At 69.6% G+C, this 18693-nt stretch carries 16 protein-coding genes; 9 read left to right on the forward strand and 7 right to left on the reverse strand.

Translation table 11 applies throughout. The annotated features are described in order from the left end of the window. Positions 1 to 5: 5 nt before the first annotated feature. The 5 genes from AC16DP_RS30520 (at position 6) to AC16DP_RS30540 (ending at position 5881) form a co-directional block, all read left to right on the forward strand. Entirely contained in the window at positions 6 to 2123 is a 2118-nt protein-coding gene (locus AC16DP_RS30520) for a ComEA family DNA-binding protein (RefSeq protein WP_329731407.1), read from the forward strand. Between the two features lie 15 nt (positions 2124 to 2138). After that, positions 2139 to 3314, forward strand: coding sequence for a lamin tail domain-containing protein (locus tag AC16DP_RS30525; protein ID WP_329731408.1), 1176 nt, complete (start codon positions 2139 to 2141; stop codon positions 3312 to 3314). After that, on the forward strand, positions 3305 to 3805 hold the full coding sequence (locus tag AC16DP_RS30530) for a thermonuclease family protein (protein WP_329731409.1): 501 nt from the start codon (positions 3305 to 3307) through the stop codon (positions 3803 to 3805). The genes AC16DP_RS30525 and AC16DP_RS30530 overlap by 10 nt, the downstream gene beginning before the upstream one ends. Before the next feature lie 175 nt (positions 3806 to 3980). Continuing rightward, on the forward strand, positions 3981 to 5192 hold the full coding sequence (locus AC16DP_RS30535; RefSeq protein WP_329731410.1) for an AAA family ATPase: 1212 nt from the start codon (positions 3981 to 3983) through the stop codon (positions 5190 to 5192). 8 nt (positions 5193 to 5200) lie between these two features. Continuing rightward, positions 5201 to 5881: a hypothetical protein gene (locus tag AC16DP_RS30540; RefSeq protein WP_329731411.1), complete on the forward strand. Its 681-nt coding sequence runs from the start codon at positions 5201 to 5203 to the stop codon at positions 5879 to 5881. A 112-nt stretch (positions 5882 to 5993) separates the two neighbouring features. Here AC16DP_RS30540 and AC16DP_RS30545 read toward each other — a convergent pair whose 3' ends face one another. Next, positions 5994 to 6932: a DUF2381 family protein gene (locus AC16DP_RS30545; protein ID WP_329731412.1), complete on the reverse strand. Its 939-nt coding sequence runs from the start codon at positions 6930 to 6932 to the stop codon at positions 5994 to 5996. A gap of 23 nt (positions 6933 to 6955) precedes the next feature. After that, positions 6956 to 8866: a serine/threonine protein kinase gene (locus tag AC16DP_RS30550; RefSeq protein ID WP_329731413.1), complete on the reverse strand. Its 1911-nt coding sequence runs from the start codon at positions 8864 to 8866 to the stop codon at positions 6956 to 6958. Between the two features lie 146 nt (positions 8867 to 9012). On the opposite strand from AC16DP_RS30550, the gene AC16DP_RS30555 reads away from it, so the two are divergent. Together AC16DP_RS30555 and AC16DP_RS30560 are read left to right on the forward strand one after the other, a co-directional pair. After that, on the forward strand, positions 9013 to 9330 hold the full coding sequence (locus tag AC16DP_RS30555; protein ID WP_329731414.1) for an ArsR/SmtB family transcription factor: 318 nt from the start codon (positions 9013 to 9015) through the stop codon (positions 9328 to 9330). After that, positions 9317 to 9508, forward strand: a complete 192-nt coding sequence (locus tag AC16DP_RS30560; protein WP_329731415.1) for an SRPBCC family protein — start codon at positions 9317 to 9319, stop codon at positions 9506 to 9508. Before AC16DP_RS30555 ends, AC16DP_RS30560 begins: the two co-directional genes overlap by 14 nt. Here AC16DP_RS30560 and agmC read toward each other — a convergent pair. The 5 genes from agmC to AC16DP_RS30585 form a co-directional block, all read right to left on the reverse strand. Next, positions 9505 to 11478 (reverse strand): adventurous gliding motility protein AgmC, encoded by a 1974-nt coding sequence (gene agmC / locus AC16DP_RS30565; RefSeq protein ID WP_329731416.1) that lies wholly within the window; start codon positions 11476 to 11478, stop codon positions 9505 to 9507. The genes AC16DP_RS30560 and agmC overlap by 4 nt on opposite strands. 11 nt (positions 11479 to 11489) lie before the next feature. Then, positions 11490 to 13319, reverse strand: a complete 1830-nt coding sequence (locus AC16DP_RS30570) for an OmpA family protein (protein ID WP_329731417.1) — start codon at positions 13317 to 13319, stop codon at positions 11490 to 11492. 65 nt (positions 13320 to 13384) lie between these two features. Then, complete coding sequence (locus AC16DP_RS30575) at positions 13385 to 14209, reverse strand: DUF481 domain-containing protein (protein ID WP_329731418.1); 825 nt, start codon at positions 14207 to 14209, stop codon at positions 13385 to 13387. A 67-nt stretch (positions 14210 to 14276) separates the two neighbouring features. Continuing rightward, positions 14277 to 14756, reverse strand: coding sequence for a hypothetical protein (locus AC16DP_RS30580; RefSeq protein ID WP_329731419.1), 480 nt, complete (start codon positions 14754 to 14756; stop codon positions 14277 to 14279). A gap of 13 nt (positions 14757 to 14769) precedes the next feature. Beyond that, positions 14770 to 16212: a hypothetical protein gene (locus tag AC16DP_RS30585; protein ID WP_329731420.1), complete on the reverse strand. Its 1443-nt coding sequence runs from the start codon at positions 16210 to 16212 to the stop codon at positions 14770 to 14772. Between the two features lie 199 nt (positions 16213 to 16411). On the opposite strand from AC16DP_RS30585, the gene AC16DP_RS30590 reads away from it, so the two are divergent. Then, complete coding sequence (locus tag AC16DP_RS30590) at positions 16412 to 17155, forward strand: ABC transporter ATP-binding protein (protein WP_329731421.1); 744 nt, start codon at positions 16412 to 16414, stop codon at positions 17153 to 17155. After that, positions 17152 to 18636, forward strand: a complete 1485-nt coding sequence (locus tag AC16DP_RS30595) for an ABC transporter permease/substrate-binding protein (RefSeq protein WP_329731422.1) — start codon at positions 17152 to 17154, stop codon at positions 18634 to 18636. The genes AC16DP_RS30590 and AC16DP_RS30595 overlap by 4 nt, the downstream gene beginning before the upstream one ends. The last annotated feature ends 57 nt before the right edge of the window (positions 18637 to 18693 follow it).

Genomic DNA, 18693 nt, shown 5'->3' on the forward strand with positions numbered 1-18693 from the left:
CCGAGGTGTCCTCGTTGGTCTCCTTCGTGCAGTGCGCCGGCCGCGTGAAAGCCGCCTGCCCGCCTGCCCTGCTGACGACCTGGTTGCTCCTCGCCGTGACGGGCGCGCGGGCCGAGCCGTACGACGTGGAGGTATCCCTCTCCGACGAGGCGGACCTCCGGGCGCTGTATGAGGACGGCGTCCTCGCGGAGGAGGACTTCGAGACGCTGCGGGAGTTGCTGCGCACCGGGGTGGATGTGCGCACGGCCTCGCGCGAGGCGCTGTACGCGCTGCCGGGCCTCACCTGGGCGCAGGTGGATGCGCTGCTCGCGTACCGGGCGCGGGGGGAGGGGGACTTCGCGCCGGAGGCGCTCGTCGAGGCCGGCGTGCTCACCGCGGAGCAGCTCCAGCGGGTGCGGCCCTTCCTGGCCGGGGAGGCTCGTGCCTCGAGCCCTGTCTCCGGGCGCCTGCGCCTGCTGACCGCGTATGGGGCGGCGGATGCGCTGGTGCCGCCGGTGCTGCTCCACGCCCAGGCCGAGGGCCCGTTGGGGTTGAAGGGCGGAGCCGTGGCCTCGCTCACCCGGCGGCGCCTGGAGGCCGTGCGCTACGAGCCTCGCCGCCGCGCACTGGTGGCCGGGCTGCCCGGTGTGGTGCCCCAGGTGCCGAAGCTTCACCTGCGGTGGGAGGGCGAGCACGCCTCGGTGCTGGTGGGGACGTACCGGCTGGGTTTCGGGCAGCGGCTCACCCTGGACACCACGGGCCGCCCGGCACCGGATGGCTTCGTACCCGATGATGGCTTCCAACCGCCTGGCGGCCCCGAGCGGCGTTGCATGCTGACGGGCACGGGCGCGTGTCCGGCGGAGGAGCCCCCGGGGCGTGTCACCCCGGACTTCGCCTGGACCGAGGGCTTTCGCGGCGTCGCCGGCACCGTGCGCGGGCAGGTGGAGGGCGTGACGCTGGCCTTCACGGGCTTCGGCTCGCACCAGTCGCGGGACCTGTCGCAGTACGAGCTGCTCGACACGCGGACGCGCAAGACGCCGGATGTGCTCGCCGTGCTCCCGGGGATGCGGACGCCGGGCTCCGTGCGCTTCGTCTCGCGCACCCTGCCGGATGTCTTCCACGAGCTGGCCGGGGGCGGCCATGTCACCGTGGGACTTTCCCCGAGGACCCGCGCGGGGCTGACGGGGTGGGGCGCCTGGCCGGTGTGGGCGGTGGAGGGCGCGGGGCTCGACCTGAAGCCGAGCTCGCGTTTCCCCGCGGGCGGTGGCTATGGCGCGGTGGGCGCCGATGCCACGTGGGGCGCCGGGCCGGTGGACCTCTTCCTCGAGGCCGTGCGGAGCTTCTCTGCGGCGGGTGGAGGTTTCGGTGCCGTTCAGCGCACCGTGCTCGGTGACCGGAGGCGCGAGCTGGAGCTGACGCTGCGCTACTACGAGCGCGGCTTCGACAATCCCTACAGCCGTCCCGTCTCCGGCCCGGATGAATTCGAGGGCCTGCGCGCGAGCAACGAGCTGGGCGCCCGGCTGCGCTACCTGCACCCGACGGAGGACGGCGCGTGGCGCATGACGGGCAAGGTGGACGTGTGGACGCAGCCACCGGGCGGCGAGGCCTCCGGCACCTTCCACCTGGGGACCTCCGCCCGTGTGGACTACGTGGGCGTGCCGGAGCTCCAGCCCTCGGTGTGGGTGGAGCTTCGCAACAAGGACCTCGGCCAGAACGGACCCGGGCTGTGCTTCGAGGGCGAGGACTGCGCCGGTGAGCAGTACCGCGTCGCGGGCCGTGTTCGGCTCGACGCCACCGAGAGTCTGCGATTGGCCGCTCAGTACCAGCACACCCTGGTGGGCAGCCGTCAGCGCCCCGGCAGCTTCCAGCAGGACGGCCGGGCCTCGTTCGAAGTGCTCGTGCGGCCACTGTCCTCGCTGCGCCTGCACGGACGCGCGAGCTGGCAGGACGAGGACCTCTCGGAGAACACCCGGCTCACGCAGTCCGTGCGCACCTCGCTGGAGGTGGCCTGGGACGCCGCCGCCGCGCTGGGGACGCGCGCCCGGTACGAGCTCGTGCTCGACCTGAAGGCACCCGTGGGCGCGCGCTCGCCGCCCGAGCTTCCGCAACACCTCTTCCGGCTGGAGCTGGAAGGCCGTTTCTAGATGGAGCCGACCTGGATGAGAGTCATTCCCAATCGCTGTTCTTCCCTGGCGCTGGTGCTGATGTGTGGCGCCTGTGGCCCTTTGTTCGATGACGTGGAGCCCGCTTGTGAAGGGTGGCGGCCCGGAGACGTCGTCTTCACCGAGCTCCTGCCGGACCCCGAGGGGACGGACACCGGGCAGGAGTGGCTGGAGCTCCACAACCCCGGGCGCGCGGCGGTGGACCTGCGTGGGCTGCTGCTCTACGCGGCCCGCCCGGATGGTTCGCAGGAGCGGGCCTATCTCTTCGAGGCGTCCGTGCCCGTGGAGCCGAGGGCCTATGGGGTGCTCGGCGACGTGCGCTCCGAGTCCCTGCCCGCCCATGTGACTCACTCGTACGGCGACGTCCTGGGCTCGCTGGGCAACGCGGGCGGGCTCGTGGGCCTGCGCTGTGGCTCCGTCGTCGTCGACGAGGTGCGCTACTCCGGGCCCCTCCGCTCGGGCGTGGCGCGCATCTACGACGGGAGGCTCGTCCCGGACGCGGTCGACAATGACGAGGCGGGCCGCTGGTGTGATGCGCCCGCTTCGGACGGTGGCACGCGGGCGAGCCCCGGCGCCGCGAACCCGCCTTGCGCGGAGGCCGCCACGGATGGAGGTGTGCCCGCGGGCTCGTGTCTGTCTTCACGCACGGGGACGGTCCGGAGTCTGTCGCGTCCGCGCCCGGGGGACCTGGTCATCACCGAGGTCATGGCTGACCCGAAGGCCGTGGCGGATGCGCAGGGGGAGTGGGTGGAGGTGTATGCCCTGCGCGATGTGGACCTCAATGGCGTGACGCTCGCCAACGAGGGGAGTGGCCGGGCCCTGCTCGGCGACTCGCGGTGTCTGGAGTTGAAGGCGGGCACCCATGGCGTGCTCGCGCGGAGCGCCGATACCACGCTCAACGGGGGGCTGCCTCCCGTGCTGGGAACCTTCGCGTTCGGTTTGAGCAATGGCCAGGAGCCCCATGTGCTCCGGTTGTCCCTGGAGGAGACGTTGCTCGACGAGGTGGCCTGGACGAGCGCCGCGACGCCCGGCGTGTCCCGGCAGCTCGATCCGGCGCGCAGGGATGCCACGCGCAACGATGCGCCCGAGAGCTTCTGTCCGACGCCCAAGGACTTCCGCTTCGGCCTGGGAGACCAGGGCACCCCTGGCGCGGAGAACCGTCCATGCACCTGAGGAATGGCTGGCGGGTGCTGTGCGTGGTGCTCGGGCTGGGGCTCGTCGTGCTGTGCGCGTGTGGCTCGGAGGCCGGGTGTGGACCGGGAGCTGGCGTGGTGTCGAGGGTCGTGGATGGGGACACGATCGTGCTCCAGAGCGGCGAGCGCGTGCGCTACCTGCTCGTGGACACCCCGGAGAGCACGGGCGGCAAGCATGAGTGTTTCGGCGCCGAGGCCCGGGACTTCAACCGCTCACTCGTGGAGGGACACCTGGTGCGGCTGGAGTACGGCGAGGCGTGTACCGACCGCTATGGGCGGCTGCTCGCGTATGTGACGGTGGACGGACGCGAGGTGAATACCCTGCTCGCGGAGGGCGGGTACGCCTGCGCCCTCTATGTGTCTCCCGCGGGCAGGTCCCGGCGCGCGGAGTTCGAGGCGCTCGAGTCCGCGGCTCAGCGCGCCGGGCGCGGCCTGTGGGGCCAGTGTTCTGTCGCGCCGTGTGCACGGTGAGGCCCATGGTGGGTTGAGGCCGCCCCGGTTTCGTTCACACACCCCATCTGTGGCTACATGGGAGGGAGTGTCCCTGGGTTGGGGGGAGCTGCGCCACCGTGTGCTTGCCGTGCACGTGGGGCGAGGCGAGGAATCTTCCGAGGAGCTGTCTGCCGGGGTTAAGGTGTGCCCCGGCATGATCACGAAGATCCACATCCAGAACTTCAAGTCGATCCTCGACTACACGCTCGAGCTTGGGCGGATCAACGTCTTCATCGGCGAGAACGGCGCGGGCAAGACCAACATCCTCGAGGCCTTCGCCACGGCGAGCGCGGCCGCTGACGGCACGCTTGAAATCGAGGACCTCTATACAAGAGGTGTCCGGATCGCCAAGCCGTCCATTACCATCAGCTCGTTTCTACAGAAGAAGACCATCCAAGACATCGCGCTCACGCTTACCGCCGAGGCCCGAACGTCATCTCCGGATGAAGTGGCCCCCCAGTTGGATCTTCGGTTGGTTCCAGATGCCAGCGACATCGATTCGGGCTGGCGAGTTGATGCAATCAGCAATACCCTGATTCTAGAGACTACATCCGACACGGCAGCCCTGGAGAGGCTTCTGCGACTCCTTGACAAGCATGATTTCAGCAAGGAGCCGTCCAAAGATATACTGAAGGAACTCTCGAAATTAAAACTCAAGCGTCCAAACACCTCCATCCTTCAGAAGCAATTGAAGAGCTTCTGCATCTACAATCTGAATCCACTGGCGCTGCGTGGCATCCAGAACACCAGCCGTAGACTCCCGCTGGGCATCCATGGCGAGAACCTGGACGTCTTCCTCGAGGAGTTGACCCAGGCACAGCGCCGCGAACTCGTGCGCTACAGCAAGTTCATTCCCTGGTTCGACAATCTCCTCATCGACACCCAGGATGAGCTGAAGTTCAAGGGGCACAAGCTCGGACGAAGCACTTCCCGGCTCTATTTCCGGGACCGGTTCATGAAAAAGGGCAACAACGTCTTCTCCGCCGAGAACGCGAACGAGGGCATTCTCCACATCCTCTTCTATCTGGCCCTGTTCCTGAGCGACAAGACACCGCCCATCTTCGCCATCGACAACATCGAGACCGCGCTCAACCCACAGCTCTGCCGCGAGCTGATGAAGTCCCTCGCGGCGATGGCCAAGGCGCATGACAAGCAGGTGCTGATCACCACGCATAACCCCGCCATCCTGGATGGGCTGGATCTGCACGATGACGATCAGCGACTCATCGTCATCCACCGCAACGACCAGGGGCACTCCGTGGGCAAGCGCATCAAGCTCAAGCCCCAGGCCAAAGGCGAGCCCAGTTACAAGCTCTCGGAACTGTGGATGCGCGGACACCTTGGCGGGCTCCCCAAGGCGTTCTGAACCGGGCCATGCGAATCGGAATCATCGCGGAGGGCCGGGGTGACCTCGCCGTCATCTCCAATATCTTGAGGGGACGGCTTGGCCTCGACTTCGAGGACATCCAGTTCCTGCGGCCTCAATATGCGCTCGATGAAACGGACCTCCACTCCATGTCGGAGGAGCAATTCAGCAACTGGGGGCTCGTGAAGCAGGAGTGCAAGACCGGCTCACTGTTGGAGGAGTTCCTGAACAGCCCCATCGACGAGGAGCGACTGGTCGTCATCCACATCGACACGGCGGAAGCGGAGATGGCCGGATACGACGTCACCCGTCCTTCGGGCTCGACGGGAGACTCCTCCATCGAGTTGCACAGGCGCGTCGCGGCGAAGCTCGACGAGTGGCTCTCCGGACGGAAGTCGGACCCGTTTCGCTACGCCATCGCCATCGAGGAGACCGAGGCGTGGATCCTGACGCTCTATCAAAAGAAGGAGACCTCCACCGCTCGCGATCCCAAGAAGGCGCTCAAGAAGGTGGTGGACCAGCGCCACTCGGACAAGGAGTGCAAGCAGCTCTCCCAGATGAGGGCCTACGAACACCACGACAAGCTGAGCCGGGGCTTCCGCAAGCGAAGTACGCTGGAGGACTGCGCCACACGCAATCACAGCCTGCGTCTTTTCTTGGAGTCACTTGTCTTCAATGAAGAGGGCTGACCCACGCTCCCCACCGGGTGAGGCAGCAGCGAAGGCGGAGCGGAAGAAGATGGGATTGATCCGTTTATGTGGACAGTGGGACCATGCTGCCCACTTCTGCGGGATTCAGCCATCAGTGGAAGCTCACGCTTCCAATCTCGACGCTCTGGGCTCCACCTTCATCCCAGAGCCGGAGCGTGAGCTTCTCGCGGGCCGCTCGTTCCAGCAGCTCCGTCTCCGCCACGACGAAGCCTCGGCCCAGGGGCGCGAGCGGGTGGGCCTGCCACACGCCGGGCTGCTTCACCTCTTCGCCCTCACGCACCAGGGCGGCCCTCGCTGCCGTCCAGGGGTGCGCCCCTGGGTTCCTCAGCTTCAGCACCACGGCCACCTGGACCAATGGCTCTTCACCGTCCGGGACGGCCGTGGTGTAGCGGTAGGCAAAGACTGCCTCGACGTCGAGGGCGTTGGCCGGATTCTTGGTGATGGACTTCGAGAGATCGTTGAACACGATCTCCTGAGTGCCTATCTCCATCCTGCCCCTGGCGAATAGCCCGGTGAGGGGTCCCTGTCCCTGGTACTCCGCCTGAAGTTGCTTCAGCGTTTGTACGAGCCTTTCGTTCTCCTCCCGCACCTCGCGGAGCTCGCGCTCCCAGGGCTCCTCCGGACGTCCGAAGCGGAAGACATCCACCTCCCGGGCGAGGCGGGCCGGGTGGACCACCAACATGAAGGCGACGCTCGCGGGGGCGGTGTCCCCCTCGAAGAACACCGTCAACCGCGAGGACTTCCCGTTGCGTGGTTTCCTCCTGGGCACGAGCACGAGGGTGCCCTTGTCCATGGCCACCCGCTGGAACCTCTCCGCGTCTTCCATCTCCACCCGGGCAACGCCGGAGTCGAAGACGAAGGTGGTGGAGAGCTCCGCGCTGATGCACACCTCGAGCGGCTCCCGGGCGGACTCCGCCAGTAGCTCGATGGAGCGCGCGGGCTCGTCACACGACTCCGGGTAGGGCCGACGGACCGCGGCCTGTGAGAGTGAGGAGCGCAGCAGGAGCGCGGCGGCGGAGGCGAGAAGCATGGTGGTTTGGAGAGAAGGGCGCGTCAATCGAAGTGGCGGAGTGGATGCGCATCGATGTTGGTGGAGAACGCCTCGAACTCGCCGCGGGTCTTTCCTGGCCTCAGCTCGAGGCCGCGCACGGTCGGTTCCCACAGCTCCGCGCAGATGGGAAAGGTGGTTCCCTGGGGCGTCCAGGCCCGGGTGAGGCGTGCGTAGGCGCGCCCTTCCGCGAAGTACATCTTCCCGGTGAGCACACTGTTCGCGGGCAGCTTGCCCCACCAGTCCGAGAGGAGGACCGAGATATCGCCTTCGCGCACGGGCATCCAGTGTCCGCTTCCATCGGTCAGGCGGATACCAGGTCCTTTGCCATGGAAGGGATTGCTGGCCCTGCTGAAGAGATTGCCGAGCGTCTGGGTCATGGCTTCCATGGAACCAGGCGGGCACTCCTCGGGTCCGGGGGCCTTGGCGATCTGGGCTCCCGCGCAGGCCATCTGCGTGGCGGCCGCGGCTCCAACACACAGGCCGCGCAGGCTCTTGTTGTTGGACGCCCTGGTCTGCTGCGGGTTCTTCGGCGGGGTGGGGCTCTTCTGCTGCTTCGTCTTCACGGGGGCCTCGTCCTCGGAGGACATCGCCTGGACGGCGACGGCCGCGGGGGTTGACTCCGAAAGTAGTGGAGCCGCGGCCGACCCAGTGTCAGAGGACTTGGCGGTTCGCGCCATTTCGTGACCCACGGGTGGAGGGGGCTTCACGTCGGGTCGTGTGGTCAGCCCGTACACGGCCGCCACGGCGAGGCCGAGTCCCAGTACCGCGCCCAGCCGCTTCCATGAGCGCGCCAGGCCACGTCTCGGTTGCCCCCGCGCCGCGGTGTCTCCGGCCCGCCTGCCTCTTCCCTTCGTGAAGTTGCCTCCCTGCGCGAGCCACACGCCGGGCGCGGGCGGTGTCATCAACCGCGTGGGCAGCTCCGGCCGGCGGATGCGTCGCGCGGGGGCCTCGCCCTCCAGTGCCGCCGGTACCTCCTCCCATTCGAAGAGGCTCGCCTCCCATTTTCCTCGCTCGCCGAAGGCCGCCGCCGCCATCAGCGCGTCGTGCACCTCGGCGCCGTCGCGGTAGCGCTCCCTCGGGTCCTTCGCCAGCATGCGCAGCAGCACGTCGCTCAGCGCCCTCGGCATCCGGCGGTTGATGGCCCGGGGCACGGGGACCCCCTGCGTGGCGATCGCCAGCACCAGCAGGTCTCCCAGCACCTCGGGCTTGAAGGGGTAGTGCCCCGTCGCCGCGCGGTACAGGCTCACCCCCAGCGCGTACAGGTCATCCGCGGGCCCCACCTCGTATAGCTCGCCCGAGTGCTTGCCGCGCTCCAGCCAGAAGCACATGGCCTCGGGGCTGCGCAGGTGCGTCGTGCCCGGTGGTAACGGCGCGGGCGTGAGTGGCGCGGCACCCTCGTAGGAGCCGATGCCGAAGTCCACCAGCACCGGCGCTCCGTCCGGCTCGCGGATGAGGATGTTCTCGGGCTTCACGTCCCGGTGCACCACGCCCCGCGTGTGCAACTCTCCCAGCGTCAGGGCCATCTTCGCCCCCACCCGGGCGAACTCGAGGAAGGACGTGTTGCGCGTCTCGGCCCACACGTCCAGCGGCAGGCCCGGCACCAGGTCCATGACGTAGTAGCTGTGGCCCTCGACCGGGTCCGGCCAGTGCCCGCAGCCGTGGAAGCGCACCACATGGGGGTGGACCGCCTTGTCCATCAGCAGCACCACCTCGCGCCCGGCGCGCGCGTCCCCCCGGCGCAGCGCCAGCTTGAGCGCCAGCGGCATGACGCCGGGATGATGGATGTCCTCCACCCGGTAGACGGCGCCGTAGCCGCCCACTCCCAGCCGCTCCACCACGCGCCAGTGGCCCACCACCGTGCCAGGTGGAAGTGCCTCGGGGTGGAGCGTTCGGGGCAGCGCGGGTTGTTGCATGGCCCGCCATCCTCCCGGGAAGGGGGTGACCTGGCAAGTCAGAAGCGCTCGCGGCCGGGAATGACCTCGCAAGTCATGGGACGGCTCCAAGCTCCGTCCCCTTGACATGCAACCCGTAGGTTGCATGATTCCAGGGATAGATGGACATGGACATCGTGTTCAAGGCGCTCGCGGATCCGAGCCGCCGGCAGCTCCTGGACCTGCTGTACCAGGAGAACGGGCGGACGCTCGGCGAGCTTTGCGAGCACCTGGACATGTCGCGTCAGGCGGTCACCAAGCACCTGGCCGTGCTCGAGGAGGCCCACCTCGTCGCCGTCGTGTGGCGGGGCCGAGAGAAGCTGCACTACCTCAATCCCGTGCCGCTGCAGGACATCTACGAGCGGTGGATCGGGAAGTTCGAGCGTCAGCGCCTGCACGCGCTGCACGCGCTCAAGACAAGGCTGGAAGAAGATGACGAGTCCTAAGCCGCAGTTCGTCTACGTCAGCACCGTGCGCCTCACGGTGATGCACGACGAACTCGTCGAGGGCGGCGCGATGATGAAGGGCATCTCGCAGGGCTGGCCGCCCATCCTCTCGAGCCTCAAGTCGCTGCTCGAGACCGGCCAGCCCCTGGCGATGACCACGAAGCGCTGGGGCGGCTAACCCCGGCGCCGGCGGCGGGTCAGGGCGCTCAACGTGCCCAGGCCCAACAGCAGCAGTGAGGCGTCCCCTCCCGTGGCCGAGCAGCCACTGCCCAGCAGGGCGAGGTCCGCGCCGGTGACGCGGAAGCTCCGCGTGGCCGGGGATTCGTCCACGTTGCCCGCCGCATCCCGGGCCCGCACCTGCAGGGTGTACGCCCCCTCGGCCAGCGCGTTGAGGATGAACGGCGACGGGCACGCGGTGAAGCCCGCATCGTTCACGTTGCACTCGTAGGTGACGTCCGGCTCCGTCGCGCTGAACTCGAACGTCGCGGTGTTCTGCCGGGTGAAGCCTGTCGGGCCAGAGACGATGGTGGTGTCCGGAGGCGTGGTGTCCACCGTGAAGGTGTTGATCTCGCTCCGGACGCTGCGCACCGCCAGCACCTCCGACACGGCCTGCACCGTATGCGGGCCATCGGACAGGTCCGTGGTGGGGGTGAAGGTGTAGTTGCCGCTGGCGTCGGACGTCACCCTGCCGGCCTCAATGCCATCGATGTAGAGGATCACCTCGACACCCGCGGGCAGCGCTTCGCCGGTGATGGGGGGACGGCGGTTGCTGGTGACCGCGCCGTTGCGCGGCGTGAGGATCGTGGGCCGAGCGGGCACGACGAAGCCGCCCGGCAGCACGGTGGGAGGGACATCCTTACCCGGTTGGGCTCCGTAGGCGGGCTCCGAGGTCTCCAGCTGGACTCCGGCCGTCGCGCCATTGGCGCTGATGGGGCAGGTGCCTCCCTCGGCCTGGAACAGCACCCGCCCACCGCCACCTCCACCTCCAGGCCCCACCCGGAGGGTGTTGACGTTGCCGCCGATGCCGCCCGTGGCGAGGAGTGCCCCGCAGTCGGCTGTCCTGATGACGCGCAGGTAGATGGAGCCACCCGCGCCACCGCCACTGCCTCCATCCAGGTTCGAGGCGCTGGCCGAGCCGCCCGAGGCGCTGAGGGTGCCCGAGGAGCCCGTGAGCTGCCCGGCCCGGATGAAGATGGCGCCACCTCCACGCCCTCCCGGTACGCCCGTGCCGTTGGTGCCATGACCGGCTCCTCCGCCACCGCCGAACGCCCATTGGGTCAAGGGCTCGTAGGTGAGTGCCGCGCCTCCCAGCCCGCCCACGTCCCGTCCTCCGTCGCTCGAGCGTCCTCCCTGGCCACCCACCCCGCCATGGCCACCGCCGCCTCCTCCCGACTTGACGCAGACTCCACCGCCCGCGCCATTGGCCACGTTGCCACGCCCGGTCTGGGTGGTTCCGTAACGCGTATTGACGATGCCCTCGCCTTTCTGAGCGCCCGAGGGGGCCGGCTGATCCAGTGCCGTGGTTCCCGCGCAGCCCGAGGCCCCCGTGGCATCATTCACGTACTGGCCTCCACGAAATCCAAGGGCGCTAGCGGTGATGACTCCATTGTTGTTCACCGTGGCATTGGCCAGGAACGCGACGATGCCTCCCGTGCTTCCGTCCCAGGCCGGGGCGGTGATGATGCCCGTCGAGGCGATGGTGACGTTGGTGTACTCGGGCACCCGGATGACCTGCGTCACGTTCGCCGCGTACTGCCGGACGAGCGGGGCCGTGAGCTCCAGCGTCGCCGTCGTCGTTCCCTCGGCCAGCCGCGCGAACTCCCAGCGCGCCACCCCCTCCGAAGCGGTGGTGATGTCGACCGGCTCCGGGGTCGCTGCCTTCACGAGGCTCGTCGTCTGGTGCACCAGCACCAGGTCACCGGCGGTGAAGCAGGTGACGTTTCCAGTACACGTTCCGATGGGGATGGAGGTGCTGCCCGCCGCGAGCGCCGCCGTCACGGGGGCGTAGCTATTGATGACGGTGTTGGGCGCATCCACCGAGAGCGCCAGATTGCGCCCCGTGCCCACGCCCACCGTGTCGGCCTCGGCCAGCGCCGCACTCGAGCCGAGGGCCAGCACGCACACCGCGGCCGCGAGCCACGTCTTCATGAATGGAGTCTTCATTCGTTTCCGGGGGTGACGAGGGTGAACGCCACGCGGCGGTTGGCCGCGCGGCCCTTGGCGGTCTTGTTGGGCAGCAGGGGCCGATCCGGCCCGTAACCCTTCGTGTCCAGGCGCGAGGCCTCCACGCCCTTCTTCACGAGGTAGTCCTTCACCGACTCGGCCCGCGCCAGCGACAGCCGACGGTTGGCGTCCGGGTCGCCGACGTTATCGGAGTGGCCCTCGATGACGATCTTCTCGATCTCCGGGTGCTGCTGGATGACCCAGGCCACCTGGTCCAGCATCCGGAAGGAGCGCTTCTGGATGGTGGCCTTGCCGGTGGTGAAGAACACCGCCTGTTTGATCTCCAGGCTGCCCTTCTGGATGGCCACGAGCTGCTCGTCCTTGGCCGGGCAGCCCTGGTTGGAGGCCTCGCCCTTCTGCTTGGGGCAGTTGTCCAGGTGGTCCGCCACGCTGTCGCCGTCCGTGTCCCTCGAGGGGCAGCCGCGAAGCTCCACCAGTCCCGCCTCGGTGGGGCAGGTGTCCCGGTCATCCACCACGCCGTCCCCGTCCGTGTCCTTCACCGGGCAGCCTTGACGCGCGGCCGGGCCCGCCTCGCGGGGGCACTTGTCCATGGCGTCCAGCACACCGTCTCCGTCCCGGTCCTTCGTCGGGCAGCCCCCGTTGTCGGCCGAGCCCGCCTCCTGCGGGCACTTGTCCGCCGAGTCCGGAATGCCATCGCCGTCCGAATCCTTGCCCTTCACCACGTCCGCGCAGCCCTGGTTCTCGGCGGGGCCCGCCTCGCGGGGGCACCGGTCCGCCGAGTCCACGATGCCGTCCCCATCCGTGTCCTTCACCGGGCAGCCCTGGCTCGCGGCCGGGCCCGCCTCGTTGGGGCACTTGTCCTGGTCATTGCTCACGCCATCGCCGTCGTCATCCCGCGCGGTGAGGGGCTCATCGGTCTCGGTGCCTCCCAGCGCCACGCCGAGCAGCACGCGGAAGGAGGGCGTGCCCGGCGTGTCTCCGAAGCCGGGACCTCCCAGTGCGTAGAGCTCGCCCAGGCTCCCCAGCGGCATCCGCAGGCCGGCGAGCAGCTCCAGCGAGCCCGGCTGCCGGGTGAGCGGCACGGTGCCTCGCACGTTGAGCTCGCCGCGCAGCCCGCTGCCCGTGGTGGCCAGCACCGCGCCCAGGCGCACCTCGTTGCCCACCTCGTCCTGGACGTTCTCGTCCGCGATGAGCGCGGAGGTGGGCCGCACCAGCACGCCCGCCTCCACACCGGCGCGCAGCAGGCCGAAGCGCCGGCCCACCATCACCTTGGGAGAGAATCGGAAGGTGGTGTCGCGCGCGAGCGCCTCGGCGCTGCCCACCGGAAGGCCCACGCCCAGCTCGACGGCCAGGTCCACCGGGTTCTCCCGCCGCTGCGAGAGCAGCCCCACCCTCACGTGCGCCGAGGGCGTGGACAGGCCCGTCGTCGCTGGCGCCCCGAGGCCCCGGGCGCTGAGGTCATCCCCGCTCTGCCACACCACCATGGGCAGCTGGGCGCCGAGCTCCAGCCACCTCAGGGGCGCCCACGCCACCAGCAGGTGCGCCGTGGCCCGGTGCCCCACCAGCGCGCCCACCGGGCTGCCGTCCGCGTACAACACCAGTGGATCCTTCTCGTAATGCCCCAGCAGCGAGAGGCGGAAGCCGCCCGCGGGCAGCAGCTCGCCGGTGCCCATGACCAGCGAGCCCCGGGCATTGGGGTTCAACTCCAGACGCTCCAGCTCGAACCCCGGCACGCCCGCGGGCTGCGCGAGCGCGGCCGAGGCGAGCAACAAGGTTGCGACGGCGGATAGACGCACGTGGCTCATGCTCCCTCCGTATCAACTTGTAGCCCGCTGGCAATGAATCGTCGCCCGTCGTGCCTCCGGGCCGCTCAGAACTTCACGCCGATGGAGGAGCGCAGTTGCGTGTCGAACCGCGACACTGTAGCCGGCGGGTCCGCGTCGTACGTGAGGACGAAGCCCATGCTGAAGGTGAAGCGTTCGTTGGGATGCACCGTCAACAGCGTCTCGTTGAGCACCCGCACGTCCCTCCACTGTGTCAGCCGCGGCTGCACGTACAGCGTCTCCACCAGGCTCATGTTCTTCATCAACTCCACCCGGCCCATCACGTAGCTGCTCAGCCGCGGGTCCAACCGCTCCTGCCCCGCGTCCGGCTCGCCGTCGTTGCGCAGCTGCTCGTACTCCAGCATCACCGCCGCGCCGAGCACGAGCGAGCCCGCCTCCGTGCTCCACAGCGTGAAGCGGGGCCCCGCGCCCGCCAGGCCGCGCAGCCGCAGCCGCCGGAAGGCATCCAGCTCGTGCTGCAGGAACGTCTCTCCCGCCAGCCACGGCGTGAAGCGGTAGCGGTAGCGCGCGTGCTCCAGGAAGCGGCTGACGATGAGCGTGTCCTGGGCATAGCCGTACTCGCCCCGCACCACGCCCAGCAGCGTGTGCTTCTCCGTGCGCCACTGGCCCAGCACCGTGCCGCGTGCCACCAGCAGCTCCGTGCTGCCCGTGCGCCAGTCCAGCGACAGCTCCGCCGCCCCCGACACTCCCAGGGGTGATGTCGCCTCGTCGAAGAGCGCCTGCACGTTGACGATCTGCGCCGCCGCCTCCACCGACGTCAGCAGCACCAGCACGAGCAGCCATGGAGCCACCCGCCTGAGCTGCCCGCGGGTGGAGTCGAATCCAATGTTCTGGGGAGGCGACGCCATCATTCGTCCGGGAGTCAATCAAAAGACCCCGGGGAGGTGGAGGGGCCTGTCAGCGTCCAGGTGCCCCGTGCTACGGCGACAGCAGGGCCTCGAGCCCGGGTGTCCGCCGCGAGAGCGTGGCGAGCTGGGCCTGGGACAGCCGGAGTCCCCGCAGCTCCTGCTTCAGGTCTCCCCGGAGCAGCTCTGGGTAGCTCGCCTCCGGCCCGGACACGTCCTCTCCCTCCGCCCGCGCGCTCGCGAGGGCCGCGCGCAGGTGGAAGGCCATCAGGAAGCGGGCGAGCTTCTCCACCCGCTCCTGTTCGAGGCCGAGCTCGCCTCCCAGCCGCTGCGCGACCTGGAGTGCCATCTTCTCGTCGACCCGGATGCTTCGCCGGGTGGACGTGACGGAGACGGGCCGGACCCTCTCCACCCGGGGCCCGGGCGCTCCGGGAGCACCCGCCTCCAGCGAGGCCAGGCGTGTCTCCAGACGGTACACGTGGACTCCGAGCAGTCCTCCCACGGCGAGGAGCGCGACGGAAGCCAGCATCCAGACCGGGCGGCGTGGGTTCATCGTGTCCTCCGGCTCAGTTGCCCGCCATGAAGTCGATCTGGAGGAACTGCCCCCAGTCGTTGCCGAAGGCGCCCGGATCCGTCCGCGTCACCACGAGCTCGAACCCCGTCTCCGACACGTTGCGGGTGGTGATGCTGAAGGTGTCCGCGCAGTTCCCGCACTCGCTCCGGGGCGTGACCTGGAGCGCTGGCACCGAGGAGAACGCCGCGGGGAAGGAGAGCGAGTACGTGTAGTTGCACTGGACGATCGGATAGCCGCCGCAGCTGCGGGGCGGATTCAGCACGAGCGTGCCCATCTGCACCTGGTTGAGCGGAGTGCCGCCGCCCACCTGGAGGGAGCCGACGCTCGCCCTTCCCGCAATCCACAGCCGGGCATCCTGCGGCGAGCCATCCTGGTTCTGGATGTAGTGGCCGCTGCCGGAGGGGACATCCCCACCGGACAGGGGGCTGCTGATCCACCCGGTGCCGGTGCTGCGCAGCACATTGCCCTCCGCGCCCGGCGAGGAGAGGCCCGTACCGCCGTTGCCGGGCAGCAGGACGCCGCTCACGTCGCCCTCCAGGGACACCGGGCCCCACGCGGGCGTCTCACCCCCGTGCAGCACCTGCGCGGGGGCGCCCGGGGTCAGCGCGCTCCAGCGGGAGCCATCCGAATAGAGGAGCTGTCCCGCCGCGCCCGGCACGGGCGGCAGCCGCGCATCCGAGCCCTCCGTGACGGTGCCCGGGCCCGTGCCGAACACCACCGAGAAGGTGGCCGCGGCCTGGCCATCGTAGCTGCCGCCCTGAAGTCCGGCTCCCGCCTTCAGGGACGAGGGCGTGGTGGGCACCCACTGGCGCCCATCGAAGCGCCATTGCTGCCCGGTGCTCGGCGTGGCGTTGGACACGGGCGTCTTCTGGATGGCCACGACGCGCGTGGACTCCTGCTGGCCGGTCACATCCCCGCGCAGCTCGCCCCGGAAGCGCAGGGCCTCCTCGGCGTGCCTGGCCCAGGCCGCGCTGGCCACCGGGATGAACCGCTGGTCCGTCAGCCGCACGTAGTCCCTGCCGGCGCGCAGGTAGAGCACGACGCGCAGGTCCGGCGTCGTCAGGACATTGTGGGGCCCCGGGTCGAGGTAGCGCTGCGCGAAGTCCGCCGAGGCGTCGCTCCCCTCGCGGTTGCCATCCGCGTAGATGAGCACCTCGCTGCCATTCTTCAGGGCGTAGAAGCGGCCGAACTCGGAGAACAGGAGCGAGCCCGAGGCCTCCTCTCCGAGCGTGCCACCGCTGCGCCAGTCCAGCCGGCCCTCGAACCAGCCATCGAGGGCCTTGCAGAGGCGCTCCTGCTCGTCACGCTTGTTCCCCGCGTCCTTCGCCGAGCACTGGATGCGGATGCTGACCGCGCTCGGGCTGGACTCCGCGCGCGCGGCGAGGGGGAGGGCCATCAACGCACATGTCGTGAGAAGGGGCAGTTTCGAGGGCATGCACTCTCCATCGAGGTGGGGCAACCGGTCCGCGGGTGCGGACCGGCGCGAAGGTGGAGAGCGCGTCCAGGCCGGGCAAGGGAACCGCCGCGGACGTGACAGGCCGGGTTTACAGAACAGGACCGTTGCTTGTCCCGAGGTGTCGCCTGGCGGGGTATGACTCCGGGACCGCCCGTGCACGGGCGGAGGAGGGCGCTGCGTGTTCGAGCTCGAACAGGTGTCCAGGCGTTTCGGCGGCACGCAGGCGCTGCACCCATTGGACCTGAATGTGCCCGAGGGTCGCACCACCGTCCTGCTCGGCCCGAGCGGCTGTGGCAAGTCCACGCTGCTGCGCTTGATGAACGGGCTGCTGCGGCCCGACACCGGCCGCGTCCTCTTCCGGGGGCAGCCCCTGCGCGAGGAGGACCTGCTCACCGTCCGCCAGCGGATGGGCTACGCGCTCCAGGGAGGTGGGCTCTTCCCGCACCTCACCGCCGAGGGCAATGCCACCCTCATGGCCCGCTACCTGAAGTGGCCCGCGGAACGGGTGAAGGCCCGCCTGCGCGAGCTCGTCGAGCTCACCCGTTTTCCGCCGGACGCGCTCGGCCGCTACCCCGGCCAGCTCTCCGGAGGACAGCGCCAGCGCGTCAGCCTCATGCGGGCCCTGATGCTCGACCCGGACGTGCTCCTGCTCGACGAGCCGCTCGGCGCGTTGGATCCGATGATCCGCTACGAGCTGCAGGGAGACCTGCGGGACATCTTCGCCCGGCTCGGCAAGACGGTGGTGCTCGTCACCCATGACCTGGGCGAGGGGGCGTTCCTGGGCGACCGGGTGGTGCTGATGCGCGAGGGACGCATCGTCCAGCAGGGCCCGCTCGCCGAGCTGGAGCGCGCTCCCGCGGACCCCTTCGTCACCCGCTTCTTCCAGGCGCAGCGGCTGCCTGTCTCGGGAGGACAGCCATGAGGGCTCTCGCCGTGGGTGTCTGGCTCGTGCTCGCCGCGTGCGCCGGTGCGCCATCGGAGGGCACCTCCGTGCGCGTGGGCTCCAAGAAGTTCACCGAGTCCGTCATCCTCGGGGACATGGTGACGCAACTGGCGCGGAGCACCGGCGCGCGGGCCGAGCACCGGCGCGAGCTCGGTGGCACCCAGGTGCTCTGGCAGGCGCTGCGGCGCGGGGAGATCGACGTCTACCCGGAGTACACCGGCACCCTGCGCCAGGAGATCTTCGCCGGCCGCGCGCTGCCGGATGACGCGGCCCTGCGCGAGGCGCTCGCCGCCGAGGGCCTGCGGATGAGCGCGCCCCTGGGTTTCAACGACACCTATGCGCTGGGCATGAAGGAGGCCGAGGCCGAGCGGCTGGGCATCCGGACGCTCTCGGACCTGCGCGAGCACCCGGAGCTGCGCTTCGGCTTCAGCAACGAGTTCATGGACCGCGGTGACGGCTGGCCCGCGCTGCGTGCCCGGTACGCGCTGCCGCAGCGGGACGTGCGGGGGCTCGATCATGACCTGGCCTACCGGGGCCTGGAGAGTGGGGCCATCCAGGTGACGGACCTGTACTCCACGGATGCGGAGATCGCGTACTACGGCCTGCGCGTCCTGGAGGACGATCTGCGCCACTTCCCCGTGTACGACGCGGTGCTGCTCTACCGGGAGGACCTGGCCGGGCGTGCTCCACAGGTGGTGGCGGCGCTCGGGCGGCTGGAGGGACGCATCTCGGAGCCGGAGATGGTGGAGCTCAACGCGCGGGCGAAGCTCCAGCGGGTGCCCGAGCCCCAGGTGGCCGCCGCGTTCCTGGAGCGTGAGCTGGGGCTCGCGGTGACGGTGCGCGGCGACAGCCTGGGGGCGAGCCTGTGGCGCCACACGCGCGAGCACCTGTTCCTCGTGGGCCTGTCCCTGCTGGCGGCGATCGCCGTGGCGGTGCCGCTGGGCGTGCTGGTGGCGCGCAGGCCGAGGCTGGGGCAGGGGGTGCTCGCGCTGGCGGGTATCATCCAGACGGTGCCCTCGCTGGCGCTGCTGGTGTTCATGATTCCGCTGCTGGGCATTGGGGCGCGGCCGGCCATCGTGGCGCTGTTCCTCTACAGCCTGCTGCCCATCCTGCGGAACACCGCGGCCGGGCTCACCGGGATTGCCCCCGAGGTGCGCGAGTCCGCCGAGGCGCTCGGCCTGCCACCGGGGGCGCGTCTGCGGCTGGTGGAGCTGCCCATGGCCGCGCCGTCGATCCTCGCGGGCATCCAGACGTCCGCCGTCATCAACGTGGGCACCGCCACGCTGGGGGCTCTCATCGGCGCCGGAGGCTATGGCCAGCCCATCCTCACCGGCATCCGGCTGGATGACACCTCGCTCATCCTCCAGGGGGCGGTGCCCGCCGCCGTGCTCGCACTGCTCGTCAGCGGCCTGTTCGAGCTCATCGAGAGGCTCGTGGTGCCCCGGGGGCTGCGGCTCTAATTCCCCTTCTGCTATGTCCGCGAAGGTGTGCCCCTGAGAAAAAGGGCCGACAACGCG

Source organism: Archangium sp. (assembly GCF_057119385.1).

Bases quoted from the DNA above. Each gene is read 5' to 3' on its own strand.
- AC16DP_RS30525 (WP_329731408.1), top strand. From the start codon at position 2,139: ATGAGAGTCATTCCCAATCGCTGTTCTTCCCTGGCGCTGGTGCTGATG.
- AC16DP_RS30530 (WP_329731409.1), top strand. From the start codon at position 3,305: ATGCACCTGAGGAATGGCTGGCGGGTGCTGTGCGTGGTGCTCGGGCTG.
- AC16DP_RS30535 (WP_329731410.1), top strand. From the start codon at position 3,981: ATGATCACGAAGATCCACATCCAGAACTTCAAGTCGATCCTCGACTAC.
- AC16DP_RS30540 (WP_329731411.1), top strand. From the start codon at position 5,201: ATGCGAATCGGAATCATCGCGGAGGGCCGGGGTGACCTCGCCGTCATC.
- AC16DP_RS30545 (WP_329731412.1), bottom strand. From the start codon at position 6,932: ATGCTTCTCGCCTCCGCCGCCGCGCTCCTGCTGCGCTCCTCACTCTCA.
- AC16DP_RS30550 (WP_329731413.1), bottom strand. From the start codon at position 8,866: ATGCAACAACCCGCGCTGCCCCGAACGCTCCACCCCGAGGCACTTCCA.
- AC16DP_RS30555 (WP_329731414.1), top strand. From the start codon at position 9,013: ATGGACATCGTGTTCAAGGCGCTCGCGGATCCGAGCCGCCGGCAGCTC.
- AC16DP_RS30560 (WP_329731415.1), top strand. From the start codon at position 9,317: ATGACGAGTCCTAAGCCGCAGTTCGTCTACGTCAGCACCGTGCGCCTC.
- agmC (WP_329731416.1), bottom strand. From the start codon at position 11,478: ATGAAGACGTGGCTCGCGGCCGCGGTGTGCGTGCTGGCCCTCGGCTCG.
- AC16DP_RS30570 (WP_329731417.1), bottom strand. From the start codon at position 13,319: ATGAGCCACGTGCGTCTATCCGCCGTCGCAACCTTGTTGCTCGCCTCG.
- AC16DP_RS30575 (WP_329731418.1), bottom strand. From the start codon at position 14,209: ATGATGGCGTCGCCTCCCCAGAACATTGGATTCGACTCCACCCGCGGG.
- AC16DP_RS30580 (WP_329731419.1), bottom strand. From the start codon at position 14,756: ATGAACCCACGCCGCCCGGTCTGGATGCTGGCTTCCGTCGCGCTCCTC.
- AC16DP_RS30585 (WP_329731420.1), bottom strand. From the start codon at position 16,212: ATGCCCTCGAAACTGCCCCTTCTCACGACATGTGCGTTGATGGCCCTC.
- AC16DP_RS30595 (WP_329731422.1), top strand. From the start codon at position 17,152: ATGAGGGCTCTCGCCGTGGGTGTCTGGCTCGTGCTCGCCGCGTGCGCC.